Source organism: Erythrobacter sp. SCSIO 43205 (assembly GCF_019904235.1).
In the GTDB taxonomy this organism is placed as follows: Bacteria; Pseudomonadota; Alphaproteobacteria; order Sphingomonadales; family Sphingomonadaceae; genus Erythrobacter.
Genome location: NZ_CP063202.1, coordinates 1,843,098 through 1,859,235, shown reverse-complemented (window position 1 = coordinate 1,859,235; position 16,138 = coordinate 1,843,098). Strand labels below are relative to the sequence as shown.

Here is a 16,138-nt window from a genome sequence, read left to right as displayed (position 1 = left end):
GCCTGCACCCTCATGGCAGAGTAATCACCGCAATCGTGCCGACACCCAGCTGGCTATCGAGTTCAAGAGTGCCGCCGTGCGCTGCGACCAATTGGTGGGCAAGGCGGATCCCAAGACCCGTGCCCTCACCCCCATTATCGCCAGGCTCCTCGCCTTCAGGCAATGCGCCCATCGCCCGCTCCAATTGCTCTGGTGTCATACCATTGCCATCATCGCGGATAATCACGCGGCCGCGCCAATCATCGTCGCGCGCGGGCTTTGGCAGTTCAATCGTGATCTGCCCCCCTTGCGGCGTGCCTGCAATCGCATTGTCGATCAGGTTCCCAATCGCGCGGCCCAGTTGGCGCGTGTCTGCATCGACGACGCGTCCTCGGCGACCTTTCAGATCAAGCCCCAGGCCTGCCTTTACAATCGCCGTCTCGCGCTCTCTCACAAGTTCAGCGAGGAACGTCAGCAGGTCCACGCTCTCCTTAGTAATCGGCATAAGGCCCGCTTCGGTTTGTGACAGGTCGAGGACGTTTTCAACCTGTTCTGTGAGCCGCGCGACCGAAGTGAGAATGGCATCGACATATTCGCCTGCTTGCTCGCTCAAGTCCCCTGCCACCCCGCTTGCCAGAAGCTCGGCAAAGCCGCCAATTGTGGTAAGCGGCGTGCGGAATTCATACGACATATTGGCAAGGAAGCGCGCTTTCACCGCATCCGCCTCTTCAAGCGCAATCGCTCTTTCACGAAGCGCCGCTTCAGCCTTTTGCGAATCGGTGATGTCGAGAACCGTCAAAAGCCCGTTGCCATCGGGCAACGGCACACCTGCGAAGCGCAGCGTGCGCCCGTCGGCAAGCACAACTTGTCCCTTCTTCTCGCGCCGGTCGAGAGTGGCCGCGCGCACCACCGCGCCAAGAGTTTCGACTTCTTCTGGGTTGGCCAGATTAGCGCCGATGGCCTCAAACAAACCTTCCGCGCTTGGGTGCGTGTCCAGTAGGTCGGAGCTAATTCCCCAGGTACGAGCAAAGGTCCGGTTCCATATCTGCACAGAGCCATCGGGCGCGAAGATCGCAAGCGCTTCGAAGAGGCTGTCCAATGTGGCGGTGCGGGTGCGTAGCAGCGTGTCCCTCGTGGCGGACAATTCAAGTTGTTCGGTGCGATCCTCAGCAATCATCACCAGCCCGCCATCGGGCAATGGCTGCGCTACAATGCGAAGGTGAGTGCCTCCAGGAAGTGGCCAGTATTCCTCAAGTGTCTCTTGCGCGTCAAACCACGCACGGTGTTCCTCGCGCCACTCAGGAAAATCGCGCACCTCAGGAGTTTGCCCGCGTTCTCTTGCATCAGACAAAAGGCGGTCAAACGCGAGTTTGCCTTCTAATGAGTCGCTGGAGAACAGACCGAACAATCGGCGAAAAGGCCGGTTGGCAAAGCTCAATGTCTCATCAGGTGCGAACTGGGCAACACCAATCGACAGTTGATCGAGCATCGCACGTTGAGCCTCGCGGAAGGCCCGGAAATCACGCGCGACTTGCTGTTGTTCTTCGACATCAATGGCATAGCCGGCGACACCATCTTCGCCCAAGGGCAAGTCGGTCACCCGCATGGAGCGCCGCTCGCCGTCAATTGTCACACCGTCAATGCGATCCAGCTGACGTTTGGTGGTGAAGGCATCGCGGGCAAGCTCAGAAGGAGAGCGCCCATCGCGGGCTTCCAAAAGCTCAATCTGCCCTTCGATAACCGCTTCCAAACTGTCCGCACCGACTGCCTTGATGTAAGCCTCATTAGCAAGGCGCAGTTTCATATCAGGATCGCGGATCCACATGGGTGTGGGGGCCGATGCGATAAGACCGCTCAGCGCAGCAAAATCAGACTTAGCGTGCGCTGCTTGTGATCGCAGCTCAGCCAGTTCGCTTTCACTCGCCGTGAAATCGAACACCCACACAATTGCAGCGCCGCCGGGCGAAACCGCAGGGTCTGCGAGCGAGCCCTCAAGCGCAAGGCAGCGTTTTGAACCGGGAGGCGTGAGTGTCATGGAAAAGGGGGCCGCACTCTTTTGCGTGGCGCGAGCCTTATCCCACAACTCCTCTGCTTGAGCCTTGGAAAGCCCTTCTTCTCCCTCGCCAGCAAGCTCTGAGAGATAGGTCGGAATTGCCTTCAAGCCAAACCATCGCGCCAATCTGTCCGGTGCTTCGATCCGGCCATCTGTTCGCACCAGTAAAGGGATAGCAGGCGACACTTCGATCAAATGCTGCATCCGGCGAAGCGAAGTCTTAAGCGCTTTTGCGCGGCTCACCTTCGCGCTTGCCCGCAACATCATCACCGCAGCAGCCACTGTCCACGCGGCAAGCACAAGCACGATTATGACCAAGGCTGGCGGGGTTAATTCCATCTCTCTCAGCTATGCGCGCACGCGCACAAGTGCAACGGGGCGGATACGCAAAAGCCCCCGGAAACCCACAAGGTTTGCACCTGAGCGGGACCGGAGGCTCTGAATTCGCGGCCAGTGGCCAGCTTTTGCTTAGTAACGGTAATGGTCAGGCTTGAACGGCCCTTCCTTTGGAACACCGATGTAATCGGCCTGTGTCTGGCTCAATTGTGTGAGCTGCACGCCGAGCTTCTCAAGGTGCAATGCTGCCACTTTTTCATCCAGGTGCTTGGGCAGGACATAGACGTCATTGTTGTACTCATCCGCCTTGGTGAACAGTTCGATCTGCGCGAGCGTCTGATTGGTGAAGCTTGCGCTCATCACGAAGCTTGGGTGGCCAGTGGCACAACCAAGGTTCACAAGACGCCCCTTGGCCAGGATCAGGAGGGAATTGCCATCGGGCATGGTCACCATATCGGTGCCCTCTTTAATCTCTTTCCAATCATAATTGTCGAGTGCGGAGATTTGGATTTCGCTGTCGAAGTGGCCGATATTGCACACAATCGCCATATTTTTCATGTTCTTCATGTGCTCGCCGGTGATGACATCTTCATTGCCGGTGGCAGTCACGAAGATGTCAGCGCGCTTGCACGCTTCTTCCATCGAAACGACTTCAAAGCCGTCCATCGCCGCTTGAAGAGCGCAGATCGGGTCAATCTCTGTGACCATGACGCGCGCGCCACCGTCACGAAGCGAAGCAGCAGAGCCTTTGCCGACATCGCCATAGCCCGCAACACAAGCGACTTTACCTGCAAGCATCACGTCAGTTGCACGGCGGATCGCATCGACGAGGCTTTCCTTACAACCATAAAGGTTGTCGAACTTCGACTTGGTCACGCTGTCATTGACGTTAATCGCCGGGAACGGAAGCTTGCCCTGTTTGGCAATCTGGTAAAGGCGCATAACGCCCGTGGTAGTCTCTTCCGAGACGCCTTTGATGTTCTTGACCGACTTGGTGAGGTAGCCGGGTTTGGCGGCAACAAAGGCTTTGAGCGCGCGCTGAAATTCGATTTCTTCAGCGTTTGCTGGCGCAGGCATTTCTTCGCCAGCTTCAAGGCGCGCACCCCACAAAGCGAACATGGTTGCGTCCCCACCATCATCGAGGATCATATTAGCAGTCTGGTCCGGATAAGCCTCAGTTGACCAATCGAAGATGCGGCCGACATAATCCCAGTAATCCGCCAGCGTCTCGCCCTTGATCGCGAAAACGGGGATGCCTTGGTCTGCAATCGCGGCTGCTGCGTGATCTTGTGTCGAGAAGATGTTGCAAGTCGCCCAGCGCACTTGTGCACCCAAAGCCACCAAAGTCTCAATCAGAACCGCAGTCTGAATGGTCATGTGGAGCGAGCCAGTGATGCGCGCGCCCTTCAATGGCTGCGCATCGCCATATTCCTCGCGCAAGGCCATCAGGCCCGGCATTTCGGTTTCAGCAATAGCGATTTCATCGCGGCCAAATTGAGCAAGGCCAATGTCTTTGATCACATATTCGTGGGAAAGTGCTGCGGTGGCCACGGGCCATCTCCTGTTAACTCATGGGAGGCGCTGTGCGACAACACACGGGAAAGCGCCGAAAACTGAGGCGTACATAGCCGCCTAGCTGTCCATGGGCAATCACAATATAAAGTTTTCTTTATATCTTGATATGAGAAGACCGAAAGCCCACCGGCAAACCGAACTGGATCGTCACAACCAGTGGGCGGCTTACCAACCCGCGTTGAGATTATAGCTTATCTGAACGTCACCTTGGCCATGAGCGATCCGGGGTGCGGTCTGCGCGCTTGTCGCTGGGGTTGGACGCTCAGCGCTCAGGAGATAGCGCGCATTGGCAACAAGGCTTTGCGCATCTGTGTTTTGCGCAAGCGTCTGTGTCACTTCCTTTAGTTGTGCACATGAAAGCCATGGGTGACCATCGCCATAGCTGTTGGCGATTTTAACACCCATACGATCAAGCGCCCGGGCGGGATTGCTTTCGCCGTAACTTGCCCGAAAACTGCGCTTCAACCTATCGCTTGCCGAATTCAAGTGCTTGAGATTGGCCGCCGAAAAGCGGTGGTAATCGCTTTGAAAATCATGCGCACTCGTGCGGCATCTGAGCGAAGTCACCATAAGCATGATGTCGAGACTGCGCAGGGAGTGGGCATCTTCAAATCCGGAGTTTGCACTGGCTGGTGTGGCAAAAAGTGTGACCGCAACCGAGGCAAAGGCGGTGATTGCAAGCGAGCATTTCTGGCGCGTCATGGTTTTCGTGTCCCTCAAACAATAGCGTGTTCCACCACGCCTTTGAGGATCACTTTTTCAGTTTACTCCAAATTCAATATCTGAGGTAAAGCGAAATCAACCAAGTTCTCCGTTTGAAAATCGCACGTTGTGAGAGTGGGGCTAAGCGCTATATCATGCGGTAAAGCTGAGCGGTGCACTCCGCTAGGTACGAGTCCTTACAACCCTTTCCCGATTAAAGCAGGAGATAACGATGACAATTTCAGTCGGCGATAAAGTGCCAGAAGTGAACATGGTGAAGGCCACCGCAGATGGCCCTCAGCCGGTCAAGGCATCCGAATATTTTGCGGGCAAGAAGGTCGCACTGTTCTCGGTCCCCGGCGCATTCACCCCGACCTGTTCTGCCAAGCACCTCCCCGGTTTTGTCGAGAAAGCCGCTGACCTCAAAGCAAAGGGTGTCGATGAAATCGTCGGCACAGCGGTCAATGACGCGTTCGTGATGGGTGCATGGAATGAGGCAGCCGGTTCAAATGACATCACCATGCTCGCTGATGGCAATGCGGAATTTGTCGAGGCACTCGGGCTGACCATGGACGGCTCAGGCTTTGGCATGGGCAAACGCGGTCAACGCTTTTCTATGGTCATCAATGACGGCGTGGTCGAGCAATTAAACGTCGAGGAACCTGGCGATTTTAAAGTCTCCAGTGCGGACCATATGCTTGGCCAATTGTAGGCGTTCAGCGCAAACGAAAAGAACACAGGGGCGTCTCGCTTGAGGCGCCCTTCATTTATTGGCGCGCGCCCTAACGCTCCGGCAGCGCGTATGTGACCGTAGATTGCGCTGCGATTTTTGACGGATCATCCTGCCACAGGCGCACGTCGACCGTTGCAAGGCGGCGCCCAAGCTTGATGAGCGAGGCATCGGCAAAGAAATCACGCGCCTCAACACCGCGAAGAAAGCTGATGTTGAGATTGGAAGTGACCGCCATCGGCACAATTCCGATATGTGCGAGGATTACAGCATATGCTGCGCGGTCGACGACTGCCATTTGCGTAGGTCCAGAAATGATACCACCTGGCCGCAACATTGAATGTTCCGCCGAATGGCGAAGTCTCAAGAACCCCGATTTGATCTCGACAAAATCATGCGCCGACCGGTCCTGATCAGGAAATGCCTCGCAGAAGAAGTCAACGAGCTGGTCGGCTGTGAGAACGGGATCGGGCATAGTTGCAGTCATGCCCTTCCCTTATCGCATAAGTCGGCCTGCTCAATAGCCCATAAGGCCAAGCACTTCCTTGCGGCTTGCCGGGTCGTCTAGGAAACAGCCCATCATACGGCTCGTGAGCATTTCAACCTCATGCACCTTGACCCCGCGCCCTGTCATGCAACCGTGCTCGGCCTCGATCACAACCGCGACACCGCGCGGCTCAAGATTGTTCCAAATGCACTCAGCGACTTCAGCTGTCAGGCGTTCTTGCACTTGCAAGCGGTTGGCATATCCATGAAGCACGCGCGCAAGCTTCGAGATGCCCACCACCTTATTGTTAGGCAGATAAGCAATGTGCGCTTTGCCCGTGATCGGCGCCATGTGGTGTTCGCAATGTGATTGAAACGGGATGTCCTTGAGAAGCACGATCTCTTCATAACCGCCCACCTCTTCGAAAATGCGCGAGAGGTGGATCGCAGGGTCTTCCTGATTGCCACGGCAATATTCAAGCCAGGCACGACCAACGCGTTTGGGGGTGTCGATCAGGCCTTCGCGGGTCGGATCATCGCCCGCCCAGCGCAGCAATGTGCGCACAGCTTCCTGAACATCTTCAGGTACATCAGGTTTGTTCAACGGGTTATCCGGGTCAAACTCGTCCGCGTCATGCGCGTTCATGTAATTCATGGCATTACCTTTCTGTTGCCGCCATGCGGCATATTCCTGGCAAGCAAATGAGCCCCGGCGTGCGGCCCGTTATACTTCCTTTCGTGATCCCAAGGGTAAAAATCGCTGCACGCTCAGATGGTTCCGTGCAAAGTTTGCATGATACGGCCGGAATTGACTGAAGCGATGTATTGATTGCAACCGCCATAGGCTGCCCCTGCTTCTGATATAGGCTCTCACCCGAAAATTGCACGCGATTTGGTGCATACCTTGTGCGCGTGCCCCCATGCGACTCTTGCGCGACCCACAAAAAAGCCCCCCGCATTGGCGGAGGGCTTTATGCAATAAACGCTATTTTCGAAGGGCTTATTCTTTCGCGTCGTCTGCTGCGACAGGCGTGATTTCAGCCTCCTGCTTTTCAATCTTTTTGCGTTCTTCGAAAGTCTCGGTGAGCTTGGCATCGGTCTTGTCGTCGATCAGCTTCTCAAAGTCGGGAAAGTGATCTTCCTCTTCTTCGTTGATGTGGTGACGATAGCGGTGATCAAATTCCTTGAATTTCAGCAACCAGCCCGGCGAGCTCATATCTGTTGCAGCAAGATCATTGAGCATTTCGTCGATTTCCTGGTGCTCTGCGACAGAGTGACGCGTTTCGTCATTAGCGTCAGGTTCCGCGATCATTTCCGAATACAGCGATTGCTCTTCGGCGGCGGCGTGGCTTTTGAGCTCTGCATTGAGCTCCTCAAACAATTTCCGGCGCTCTTCACTATCGCCCGATGTCTCGGCAATCTTATCGAGCAACTCGCGTTGGCGATTGTGGTCTTCTTCGATGCGGGTGAGGATTTGGGCTTGGTCGCTCATGGTAACTCCGTGGGGGTTGCGTTGGTTTTCATCCCACTTACCGCCACCGCTCCAGAAAGTTCCGAATTGGCAAGTTCTGGACCAAGAGGCGCGAGCACCAGTCACAAAAAAACCCACTCCCTTGGAGGGGGTGGGTTTTCTTGGCGCGCCAGGAAGGATTCGAACCTCCGGCCGCCTGATTCGTAGTCAGGTACTCTATCCAGCTGAGCTACTGGCGCGCGAGAGTTGCGGCACATAAGGGGGCCTTTTCCAATTGGCAATCCCCTCTAGCAGCAAATCGGCCCAATTTTGTGAAATTTTTTCAAAATGCCGCCTCATCCGGCTTTTTGACCCGATGCTAAGCCAAACAATTGCTCGCATAGGCGGTTATCAAGCGGCGGTTTATCCAGTTTCGCGATCTCTTGCGACGAAAACCAGTCAACTGCCCCGCCCTCCAATGCGAGTGGCTCACCCACCCAATCGGCAATTGTGTAAAGCAATATGACAAGTGGGCGTTCACCCGATTGACCGCGATCTTCGGCGAAAGCGGCGGGCTCGCACGCTGTTGTTTCGACCACGATACCAAGCTCCTCGTGGAGTTCACGTATCAGGGCTTCTACTGGAATTTCAGTACGTTCGACCTTGCCGCCGGGAAACTCCCATAGTCCGCCATGCGCTTTTTCTTGAGGTCTGCGATGCATAAGCCAGAGCTCATCGCCTCTCCTCAAAGCGCCCGCCACTACATAGATCACTTCCATCGTCATGTCGGTTTTTTTTCCACTTTGAGCAGGCCCCTTAGTCTTTTTTTAACGCCTTGGCGCGATTTTGGTCGCTGTCAGGAACGTATTAACGGGTGACCACATGAAATTGACAAGCTTCCTTAAGCACATTGGGAACGACAATTCCGGGGCCACAGCTGTTGAGTACGGGCTGATCTGTAGTCTTATCGTGATTGCAATGATCGCTGCGGTGAATGGCGTGGCGGAAATCACCAGCAATACGTGGGACTATGTTGTGGAGGAAAGTGTGGCCGTGATGGGCTGAGGCTCATTTCGACCAAGGCAAATTAGGGTTTTGTAAAGAGCTGACACTTAATTCCACTGATTGTCCGACTGAACCACTCAGTTTGACACGGGTACCGAAGACCAAAACCAGGAGACTAAAAATGAAATTCATCAACAAACTCGCTCGTAACGAAGAAGGCGCAACTGCAATTGAGTACGGCCTGATCGCTGCTCTTATCGCTGTTGCTGCAATCACCGCAATGGGCGCACTTGGCGGCACCATTTCGAACACCTTCGGCGACGTCGAAGAAGGTATGCGCACTGGTACGGTTTCTTAAGCCGACCTCGCTTACCAGCGAAAAAGAGAGCGGCGGGGATTTCCCCGCCGCTTTTCTTTTGTGCGTGTGAGATTTGGGACGTAAGCGATGCGCCCGATCAGCGCGCGCGAACCACCAGTTTTACTCGCTGCCCTGCGCGAAGCCCTTCGTTATCGCCTAGGCCGTTGAGGACACGGAAACGCTCCACTTGCGCATTGTCATAAGCCATTTGCCGCGCAAGGCCCGCCACCGTATCGCCGCGCTGCACTGTCACCACACGTAGCCTGCGCGGAATAATCTGCGCCGCTTGCGCAGCTGAGAGCCTGCGAACAGACTGGTACATCGCGGTAAACGGATTTGCTCCGCCTGCTGGTGTAATTGTTACGAAATGATAGGCACGATCGTTCGCGAACTCATACGCGAAAACGGTCACATCCACCTGAGACTGCCCATTGTTGACTCGCGCTTGTCCATAAGCAGCGTCGAGCCCGTTCACCCGCGTTCTTTCGATTCGTTGCGGTCGAAGGCCGCTATTTTGGCCACCGACCGCTGTAAAAGCTTGTAAAATATACTGTTGCAAGTCGCCATTATAGCTCGCCGTGGTGAACTGCGCCTGCCCGCCCTCGCCGTTGATCGTGACGGCTCTCGTCCCGTTGAGCATATAAAACCCTTGGGGCGCGGTGAATGCGAGGCGAAGGTCGGGATGAAGAAAATCGCGGCCTTCAACGAGTCCTTGTGCCGGGTCGTCCCCGTAAATCATCCCGTCGATCTGATCTAGAAACCGATCGCGATTGGATACCGTGCCCGGTTTCCCCTCTGCATACGCATTGGCCAAACGGACCCGCGCCGCCGGTTCTGGGTGGCTGCTGGCCCAAACCGGCGGGCTTGCGCTTTGCCTGCCTTGAAGCTGCGCATCGAGCGCATTTTGGCGCGCTAGTCGTTCGAGCAGGTCGCCCATTGCCTTAGGGTCATATCCAGCGCGGCTCATGTAATCGATGCCAAGCCTGTCCGATTCTTCTTCATGCTCGCGCGAATAGGCAAGGTTGAGCAATTGCGGCGCGGTTGCCGCTGTGCGCGATAGGAGATTGCCCAACTGGCTATCACCCAAAAGCACTGAAGAAAGGATCGTGCCGAGTACCCCGATGCCTTGGTTGCGCTGTGCTCTTCTTTGGCGTCGCTCAGCATGGCGAGCGGTCACGTGCCCGACCTCATGGGCAAGAACTCCAGCAAGTTCAGCCTCACTTCCCATCAAGGCGACAAGTTGCCTCGTCGTGTAGATATAACCTCCCGGCACTGCGAAGGCATTGTTTACAGGGCTATTAAGCAGAGTGACTTCAAAGCTATCGCGCGCACCGCCAAGGCCTGATTCGACGGCGACATTCAAACCGACCTGCTCAACATATTGCGCAAGAGGGCCCGTCATCTCCCCCCCAAATTCGGCGACAAGTTGCGGGTGATACTGCGCCCCTTGCTGCGCTTCGCTCTGAGTGATCGCCTCGGTTTGGCCGGGAATTGGCGTTGTCGCACAAGCGGTTAAAGCAAGCGTCAGTGATGCAACACCTGCGAACTTAGTCTTGCGAAGAAATTTGGTCATGAGGCTCTCCTGAAATCCGGGAACGAGTGCTGCTTGATGAGTAAGCACACTCTTCGAGGCTGTGTCAGCCCTTACCTCACTGACACTTGATCAGCCGCCAAGTTCCAAAAAGCGCTTTTCGCGCAAGGCAAGGATCGCCTCGCTGTCCATTTTTCCAAGCTTATCAAGCTCTTCGCCGATGGCCTTGCCAAGTGTTACTGCCGTTCTTTGTGCATCACGATGCGCACCGCCGACAGGTTCTTTTACAATTCTGTCAATCACGCCAAGGCGTTTGAGGTGCTGTGCGGTGATTTTCATTGCTTGTGCTGCATCGGCGGCCTTTTCCGAGGTGCGCCACAGAATCGACGCGCACCCTTCAGGGGAAATCACCGAATAAACCGCGTGTTCGAGCATCAAGACTCGCTCAGCACTCGCCAAGGCCACCGCGCCGCCTGACCCCCCCTCGCCCACGATGACCGAAACCATGGGTGTCGGAAGCGCAAGGCAGGCTTCGGTTGATCGCGCGATGGCTTCGGCTTGCCCACGCTCTTCGGCCTCAATCCCGGGGAACGCGCCGGAGGTGTCGACCAGTGTTACCACAGGCAATCCAAACCGGCCTGCAAGCTCCATCAGCCGGATTGCCTTGCGGTACCCTTCGGGTTTGCCCATGCCGAAATTGTGCTTGATCCGGCTTTGGGTGTCATTCCCCTTCTCATGGCCAATGACCATGACCCGCCGATCCCCAAGCTTGGCAAATCCGCCCATGATCGCCTCGTCATCGCCATAGGCACGGTCCCCGCCAAGCGGCATGAAATCCGTAAAGGCGTGCTCGATGTAGTCGCGAAAGTGCGGGCGCTGCGGATGGCGCGCAACCTGTGTCTTTTGCCACGGGCTGAGCGAGGCATAGGTCGAGGCGAGCAATTCGTCGCTCTTCGTTTCAAGCCGCTCAATCTCAGAGGCTACATCGACGCCGTCGTCGCTTTCCAGCGTCCGCATTTCCTTGATGCGCTGCTCAAGGCTGGCGATAGGCTTTTCAAATTCGAGGTAAGAAATCATGGGATTTTCGCTAGGGCTTTGCGCGCGCGCCCGCAAGGGGCCTGTTCGCGACAGGCCTATTCGCAAGAGGGTGGCGCGTATTGACCAGCTCGACAAGTCGCGCGGCATCCACATGGGTGTAGATTTGCGTTGTCGCAATATCGGCATGGCCAAGCATGGTTTGGAGCACACGCAGGTCTGCCCCGCCTTCCAGCAAATGGGTCGCAAAGGCATGGCGCAGCACGTGGGGGCTGATGCTGGCGGGATCGAGATCGGCCCGCGCAGCAAGCTCTTTGAGCATTTGAAACAAACGCACCCGCGTCAAGGCTTTGCCTCCACGCGACGGAAAGAGAAAGCGCGAGGCGGGTTCCTTCGGGCGCACCTCCAGCCATGAGGTGATTGCATCTTTCGCGCGCTCGCTGATCGGAACCATGCGCGCCTGACCGCCCTTGCCCATCACTGTTAAAAGCGGCGCATCGCGCGGGACTGAGGTAAGCGGCAGGCTCACCAACTCGGTCGCGCGCAAGCCCGAACCATAAAGCAATTCAAGCAAGGCCAACTGCCGGATCGCGGTGGTCTTTCCCGCAGAGGCTTCCAATTCAGCACGCTCAAACAGGGCATCTACCGCCTCGTGGCTGAGCACTTTGGGAAGCGGGCGACGGGTACGCGGTTTGGGCAGCGCGCCAGATGGATCATCCTCGCGCCACCCCTCGTCCAAGGCAAAGCCAAAAAATTGACGCAACGCAGACGCTTTGCGTGCAACGGTTGAAGGAGCAAGGTCGCTCCACGCACCAGCCAGCTTTGCTACAGAGGCGCGCGGCGCTTCCGCAAGGTCGCCCACCAATTCCTCTGCCCCATCAAGATCACGGGTGTAGGCAGCAAGCGTGTTGGCCGACGCCCCGCGCTCGGCTGCGAGCATATCGAGAAAGTCGCGCGTCGCAGCCGACACCGCTTTAGCCTCGCGCGACCGCCTCTGCGGCGATCATCCTTGCCTCGGCTTCAAGTCCCACGCGATTGAGCGCCGAGACGAGGTGAAAAAGATGCAGCGGGGTCATCTGCGACCAGCTATCGCCCTGCATCCCCAGCCCCACAAGGAGCGCCACCATGGCCGGGTTCTTCACCTCGGCTGCCCGGTCAATCATCCTTGTCCAGCGGGTTTGCCGGGCAAAATCGACACCAACTTGTGCGCCATAGCCAATGATATCATCAGCGGGCAGCCGGCCAAGCCCGCCAAGCCCTGCGATCAAAAAGGCGGATTTGCGTTGCCCTTCACTCCCATCGTCACTCACAAAGTCGCCAATGCCAGCGATGCTGGCCGTATCGCCATCTGGGTCAACCAAGGCAAGCATCGCCCAACTGAGCGAACCCTCCTCCACGAACGGGCTCCAGGCAAGCGCATCACGGTCAAGTCCTGCGGTGAGCATGGAGGTGATCAATGGGTCGGCATCGCTTACCGCTTCAGCCGATGGCGGGACGCGCGCAGCAGCGTAGGCGGTGAGGATATGACCTGCAAAACCTGTCCCTTGCGCGCTACCAGCTTCACCCCAAAGCCCGCGCATGGCGGTGATGCGCGCAGCAGGATCAAGCGCCACATAAGCGTCACGCAAGCGCGCGGCGCGCTGAGCCGCTGGCCCTGCGAGCCCTTCGTTATTGTAAAGCTCGCTATAAAGCCCGATCAAAGCCTTTGATGAAAATACCCCGCGAGAGGCCGCATACTCGGCGTAATCTATGCGCTGATCGAGAGGCAGCGCGGGTGAGATTGCGCCCGCTAAGCGGTAATAACCACCCGAAGGGCTGTTGAGTGCGCTTGAAAGAAGGGCATCGGGGATCGTCTCTCCCACCGCATTGGCAAGGCTGAACCGCCATGGCGTAATGCCTTCAACGTCATCCCAAGACACCGTTGTTCCGCCCCGGCCTGGTCCTGCAGCGCCCGCATAGCGCTGCGCTAGAAGAAGGTCGATTTCAGGGGCAATTTCATCATTTTGTGCAGTGTTAAGCTGGCGCGCGGATAGGGCGCCTTCACCCGCATAGGCGTTGCAGATCGCTCGCAGCATGACCCATTCCGGATCGTCTCGATCAGACCCCTGAAAACGCACAGCAGGGCACGAGCCGACAACATCGCCAGCGCCAATGTAAGCGATAAGGGCCTGATCAGCGAGGTTGGTGGTCCAATTGCCAGTGTCAATATCTTGCACCATGGCGCGCGCTAGCGTGAATTCGCCGAGAGAATTGAGCACACTGGCCCTGAGGGCAGCGAATTCCACCGGGTTCATGCCCTCAGGGCTTTCATAACGGCTAACCAGAGCGCGGCGCACCAGAATATGCCCCCAGCGCGACACCATAGGCGCCTTCGTCCCTTGAAGGATCGCCCGCACGAGAGCGCGTGGCTGCTTCGCTAATGCGCCTATGGGAAAGCCTCCTTCAGCGGGGGCCAATACCCCTACCTGAGCTAGCGAACGACGAGCGGCGGGCGGGATGTCGAATTTCGGCTTAAGCCCCAACAGATCGTCGAGCTCGTCGGTGGTGAGCTCTTCCAACTCCTCAAGGCTCGGGAGCCTCGCCGCCTCATCGCTCGATATTCGGGGAACGTCTGGTATGCTTTGTACCACAGGTGCCGAACCGGGCGCTGCGGGGAGCGTTGCTCCTGGCTGCTGGCCTGGCCGTGGGCCAGTTGCAGGTGCAACAGGTGCCGGGCCCGCAGGCGGCGCGACGCTGGGCGGCGGCGCAGGCGTTGGAGCAGGAGCGGGATCATCAAATCCGGGCGGCAAAAGCGATTCGGGTGCATCTTGCGCTACTGCTAAGCCGCCCAGAACTGTTCCGCTCAGCGCGCCAAGCAATCCTATCGCTGCAACGCCCGATCTTTTACGCATCATCATTGTCCGCATCATCGCTGCGTCTCCGCAACTGGCGCAAGAGACACGCTTTGCACTATCGGGTGCAATGGCTCTTCACCGCCGTCAATATAAGCCAATGCCATCACAACAAGCACCGCTGCGCCAGCGTAGAGCGCAAGGCTGCGCTTGAACCGGGGAGAAGAAGGTTGGGCAATCTTTTTTGCATCGTCAGACATATTGCGCGAGCCCTACCCCAAGTCTAGGCCCTCAGGGAACAGAGAAGTGCACACCTGCACATTTGATCGGTATTCGGGACAGGAATGAGCGAAGAAACGCCTCTAGATACACAGGAAATCGCGCGGATAGCAGGCCGCATCGACAGACCAATCGTCCTTGTGGGTTTGATGGGCGTTGGCAAATCGACCGTTGGACGCAAATTGGCTGAAATGCTGAAGCGCGATTTTGTCGATGCCGATGAAGAGATCGAAGACGCGGCGCAGCGGTCGATCTCGGAAATTTTTGCCGAATTCGGGGAAGAGTATTTTCGCGACGGCGAACGCCGGGTCATTGCGAGGCTGATCGAGGAGCGCAGCGGTGTCATCGCAACCGGTGGCGGAGCCTTCGTCGATGATGAAACCCGTTCGGTGATCCTTGAAAACGCGATTGCCGTGTGGATCCATTCAGACATCGATATTCTGGTCGAGCGCACTTCGCGCAGGGATACGCGCCCCTTGCTCAAAAACGGCGATCCCAAGGAAATTCTCACCAGATTGTATGAGGCGCGAGAGCCCTTTTATTCTCAAGCGCAGGTGAAAGTCACCAGCGCGAACACACCCCATGCGCAAACCGCCTGGGCGATCTTGGAGGCGATTGATAAATGGCTGTAAAACCGCCTGAAACCATCCGGGTTGAGCTGGGTGGGCGTTCCTATGACGTGCTTGTGGGCGCCGGGCTTTTGGATGATATTGCGCACCACGCTGCGCCGTTTTTGGAAAGCTATTGCTCGCGGCCTGTCCCGATCGTCGCTGACACAAACGCGCGCGAACATCACGGGGGAAGGATTGAGGCGTCGCTCGGCGCGGCGGGATATGAGACTGTGTGGTACGACGTTGCTTCGGGCGAAGCGTCGAAAAGCTGGACGAGCCTTGAAAAGCTTACCGACTGGCTCTTGTCACTTGGCATCACACGCTCTGACCATGTCTTTGCCCTTGGCGGCGGGGTTGTGGGCGACCTTGTTGGTTTTGCGTGCAGCATCCTCAAGCGCGGATGCGGCTTTGTACAATTGCCGACCACCCTTCTTTCCCAAGTCGACAGCTCGGTCGGAGGCAAAACGGCGATCAATACGAGCGCTGGCAAGAACATGATTGGCGCGTTTCATCAGCCATCATTGGTCCTCGCTGACACGACAAGCCTTGCAACCCTGCCACCTCGCGAAATGCGCGCAGGCTATGCTGAAGTCATCAAATACGGCCTTTTGGGAGATGCGGAGTTCTTTGCTTGGCTTGAGGCAAACTCGCACAGTGTTCTGGCACGCGAGGACGAGCCACTAAAATACGCCATCGCGACCAGCATCAGAGCCAAAGCGCGCATTGTTGCCGAGGATGAACGCGAGACTTCAGGGGTGCGCGCGCTTTTGAACCTGGGCCACACCTTTGGCCACGCACTGGAGGCAGAGACAGGCTTTTCAGACAAGCTCCTGCACGGTGAGGCGGTCGCTTTGGGCATGGTCCTTGCTGCGCGCTATTCCGCCCGCCGGGGCGAGCTTTCCGGCGAGGACGCAAAGCGCGCCGCCATCGCTATTTATGCGAGCGGGCTACCTGCGCAAGTGAACGAGCTTGGCCTGATGTGCAGCGGAGAGACGCTCGTTGATCATATGCGCCACGACAAGAAGATGGAGGGCTCAGGCACCCTTCCCTTCCTCCTTCTTAAAGGCATCGGTCAAGCTTATATGGCGCGCGATGTCGAACTCAGCGATGTGGCCGCGTTCTTGGATGAGGAGTTGGGCCGCGCGGATGGAGCATTACCAACATAAATTTCACAGAC

Annotated in this window: 17 protein-coding genes and 1 tRNA gene; 5 read left to right on the top strand and 13 right to left on the bottom strand. The window is 57.0% G+C overall.

Annotated features, from left to right (window positions below; translation table 11 throughout):
- Positions 1–10: 10 nt before the first annotated feature.
- The 3 genes from INR77_RS08655 to INR77_RS08645 form a co-directional block, all read right to left on the bottom strand.
- Complete coding sequence (locus INR77_RS08655; protein WP_223070684.1) at positions 11–2,371, bottom strand: PAS domain-containing sensor histidine kinase; 2,361 nt, start codon at positions 2,369–2,371, stop codon at positions 11–13.
- 129 nt (positions 2,372–2,500) lie between these two features.
- Positions 2,501–3,919 carry an adenosylhomocysteinase gene (gene ahcY / locus INR77_RS08650; protein ID WP_223070683.1) on the bottom strand — a complete coding sequence of 473 codons (1,419 nt, stop codon included), beginning with the start codon at positions 3,917–3,919 and terminating at the stop codon, positions 2,501–2,503.
- Between the two features lie 189 nt (positions 3,920–4,108).
- A complete protein-coding gene (locus INR77_RS08645) occupies positions 4,109–4,645 on the bottom strand; it encodes an S-adenosyl-L-homocysteine hydrolase (RefSeq protein ID WP_223070682.1) in 537 nt (178 codons plus the stop codon).
- Between the two features lie 232 nt (positions 4,646–4,877).
- Between INR77_RS08645 and INR77_RS08640 the strand changes: the two genes are divergently transcribed.
- On the top strand, positions 4,878–5,357 hold the full coding sequence (locus INR77_RS08640) for a peroxiredoxin (protein ID WP_223070681.1): 480 nt from the start codon (positions 4,878–4,880) through the stop codon (positions 5,355–5,357).
- A gap of 70 nt (positions 5,358–5,427) precedes the next feature.
- Here the strand turns inward: INR77_RS08640 and INR77_RS08635 are convergent, their stop codons facing one another.
- The 5 genes from INR77_RS08635 to INR77_RS08615 all read right to left on the bottom strand — a co-directional run bounded on the left by INR77_RS08635 (position 5,428) and on the right by INR77_RS08615 (position 8,096).
- Positions 5,428–5,862, bottom strand: a complete 435-nt coding sequence (locus tag INR77_RS08635; protein WP_223070680.1) for a PaaI family thioesterase — start codon at positions 5,860–5,862, stop codon at positions 5,428–5,430.
- A gap of 30 nt (positions 5,863–5,892) precedes the next feature.
- Complete coding sequence (gene folE, locus INR77_RS08630) at positions 5,893–6,516, bottom strand: GTP cyclohydrolase I FolE (RefSeq protein ID WP_223070679.1); 624 nt, start codon at positions 6,514–6,516, stop codon at positions 5,893–5,895.
- A gap of 345 nt (positions 6,517–6,861) precedes the next feature.
- A complete protein-coding gene (locus INR77_RS08625) occupies positions 6,862–7,353 on the bottom strand; it encodes a hemerythrin domain-containing protein (RefSeq protein WP_223070678.1) in 492 nt (163 codons plus the stop codon).
- Between the two features lie 141 nt (positions 7,354–7,494).
- Positions 7,495–7,571, bottom strand: a tRNA-Arg gene (locus INR77_RS08620).
- Positions 7,572–7,667: 96 nt separating this feature from the next.
- Positions 7,668–8,096, bottom strand: a complete 429-nt coding sequence (locus INR77_RS08615; RefSeq protein WP_223070677.1) for an NUDIX domain-containing protein — start codon at positions 8,094–8,096, stop codon at positions 7,668–7,670.
- Positions 8,097–8,193: 97 nt separating this feature from the next.
- On the opposite strand from INR77_RS08615, the gene INR77_RS08610 reads away from it, so the two are divergent.
- A complete protein-coding gene (locus INR77_RS08610) occupies positions 8,194–8,376 on the top strand; it encodes a Flp family type IVb pilin (protein ID WP_223070676.1) in 183 nt (60 codons plus the stop codon).
- A 121-nt stretch (positions 8,377–8,497) separates the two neighbouring features.
- Positions 8,498–8,674, top strand: coding sequence for a Flp family type IVb pilin (locus INR77_RS08605; protein ID WP_223070675.1), 177 nt, complete (start codon positions 8,498–8,500; stop codon positions 8,672–8,674).
- Positions 8,675–8,771: 97 nt separating this feature from the next.
- Here INR77_RS08605 and INR77_RS08600 read toward each other — a convergent pair whose 3' ends face one another.
- The 5 genes from INR77_RS08600 to INR77_RS08580 all read right to left on the bottom strand — a co-directional run bounded on the left by INR77_RS08600 (position 8,772) and on the right by INR77_RS08580 (position 14,331).
- Positions 8,772–10,247: a M48 family metalloprotease gene (locus INR77_RS08600; RefSeq protein WP_223070674.1), complete on the bottom strand. Its 1,476-nt coding sequence runs from the start codon at positions 10,245–10,247 to the stop codon at positions 8,772–8,774.
- Positions 10,248–10,337: 90 nt separating this feature from the next.
- Positions 10,338–11,282 (bottom strand): acetyl-CoA carboxylase carboxyltransferase subunit alpha, encoded by a 945-nt coding sequence (locus INR77_RS08595; RefSeq protein ID WP_223070673.1) that lies wholly within the window; start codon positions 11,280–11,282, stop codon positions 10,338–10,340.
- Positions 11,283–11,292: 10 nt separating this feature from the next.
- Positions 11,293–12,210 carry a tyrosine recombinase gene (locus INR77_RS08590; RefSeq protein WP_223070672.1) on the bottom strand — a complete coding sequence of 306 codons (918 nt, stop codon included), beginning with the start codon at positions 12,208–12,210 and terminating at the stop codon, positions 11,293–11,295.
- 4 nt (positions 12,211–12,214) lie between these two features.
- Positions 12,215–14,137, bottom strand: a complete 1,923-nt coding sequence (locus tag INR77_RS08585; protein WP_255573707.1) for a hypothetical protein — start codon at positions 14,135–14,137, stop codon at positions 12,215–12,217.
- An 8-nt stretch (positions 14,138–14,145) separates the two neighbouring features.
- Positions 14,146–14,331 (bottom strand): hypothetical protein, encoded by a 186-nt coding sequence (locus INR77_RS08580; protein ID WP_223070671.1) that lies wholly within the window; start codon positions 14,329–14,331, stop codon positions 14,146–14,148.
- Positions 14,332–14,415: 84 nt separating this feature from the next.
- Here INR77_RS08580 and INR77_RS08575 point away from each other — a divergent pair, with 84 nt between their 5' ends.
- Both INR77_RS08575 and aroB read left to right on the top strand, forming a co-directional pair.
- Positions 14,416–14,982 (top strand): shikimate kinase, encoded by a 567-nt coding sequence (locus INR77_RS08575; RefSeq protein WP_223070670.1) that lies wholly within the window; start codon positions 14,416–14,418, stop codon positions 14,980–14,982.
- A complete protein-coding gene (aroB, locus tag INR77_RS08570; RefSeq protein ID WP_223070669.1) occupies positions 14,973–16,127 on the top strand; it encodes a 3-dehydroquinate synthase in 1,155 nt (384 codons plus the stop codon). The genes INR77_RS08575 and aroB overlap by 10 nt, the downstream gene beginning before the upstream one ends.
- The last annotated feature ends 11 nt before the right edge of the window (positions 16,128–16,138 follow it).

What these genes read in the sequence shown, in the direction of transcription:
- aroB (WP_223070669.1), top strand. Translation starts at nt 14,973, where the DNA reads ATGGCTGTAAAACCGCCTGAAACCATCCGGGTTGAGCTGGGTGGGCGT.
- INR77_RS08585 (WP_255573707.1), bottom strand. Translation starts at nt 14,137, where the DNA reads ATGATGATGCGTAAAAGATCGGGCGTTGCAGCGATAGGATTGCTTGGC.
- INR77_RS08635 (WP_223070680.1), bottom strand. Translation starts at nt 5,862, where the DNA reads ATGACTGCAACTATGCCCGATCCCGTTCTCACAGCCGACCAGCTCGTT.
- INR77_RS08580 (WP_223070671.1), bottom strand. Translation starts at nt 14,331, where the DNA reads ATGTCTGACGATGCAAAAAAGATTGCCCAACCTTCTTCTCCCCGGTTC.
- INR77_RS08595 (WP_223070673.1), bottom strand. Translation starts at nt 11,282, where the DNA reads ATGATTTCTTACCTCGAATTTGAAAAGCCTATCGCCAGCCTTGAGCAG.
- INR77_RS08610 (WP_223070676.1), top strand. Translation starts at nt 8,194, where the DNA reads ATGAAATTGACAAGCTTCCTTAAGCACATTGGGAACGACAATTCCGGG.
- INR77_RS08655 (WP_223070684.1), bottom strand. Translation starts at nt 2,371, where the DNA reads ATGGAATTAACCCCGCCAGCCTTGGTCATAATCGTGCTTGTGCTTGCC.
- INR77_RS08645 (WP_223070682.1), bottom strand. Translation starts at nt 4,645, where the DNA reads ATGACGCGCCAGAAATGCTCGCTTGCAATCACCGCCTTTGCCTCGGTT.
- INR77_RS08625 (WP_223070678.1), bottom strand. Translation starts at nt 7,353, where the DNA reads ATGAGCGACCAAGCCCAAATCCTCACCCGCATCGAAGAAGACCACAAT.
- INR77_RS08615 (WP_223070677.1), bottom strand. Translation starts at nt 8,096, where the DNA reads ATGACGATGGAAGTGATCTATGTAGTGGCGGGCGCTTTGAGGAGAGGC.
- folE (WP_223070679.1), bottom strand. Translation starts at nt 6,516, where the DNA reads ATGAATTACATGAACGCGCATGACGCGGACGAGTTTGACCCGGATAAC.
- INR77_RS08640 (WP_223070681.1), top strand. Translation starts at nt 4,878, where the DNA reads ATGACAATTTCAGTCGGCGATAAAGTGCCAGAAGTGAACATGGTGAAG.
- INR77_RS08605 (WP_223070675.1), top strand. Translation starts at nt 8,498, where the DNA reads ATGAAATTCATCAACAAACTCGCTCGTAACGAAGAAGGCGCAACTGCA.
- INR77_RS08600 (WP_223070674.1), bottom strand. Translation starts at nt 10,247, where the DNA reads ATGACCAAATTTCTTCGCAAGACTAAGTTCGCAGGTGTTGCATCACTG.
- INR77_RS08575 (WP_223070670.1), top strand. Translation starts at nt 14,416, where the DNA reads ATGAGCGAAGAAACGCCTCTAGATACACAGGAAATCGCGCGGATAGCA.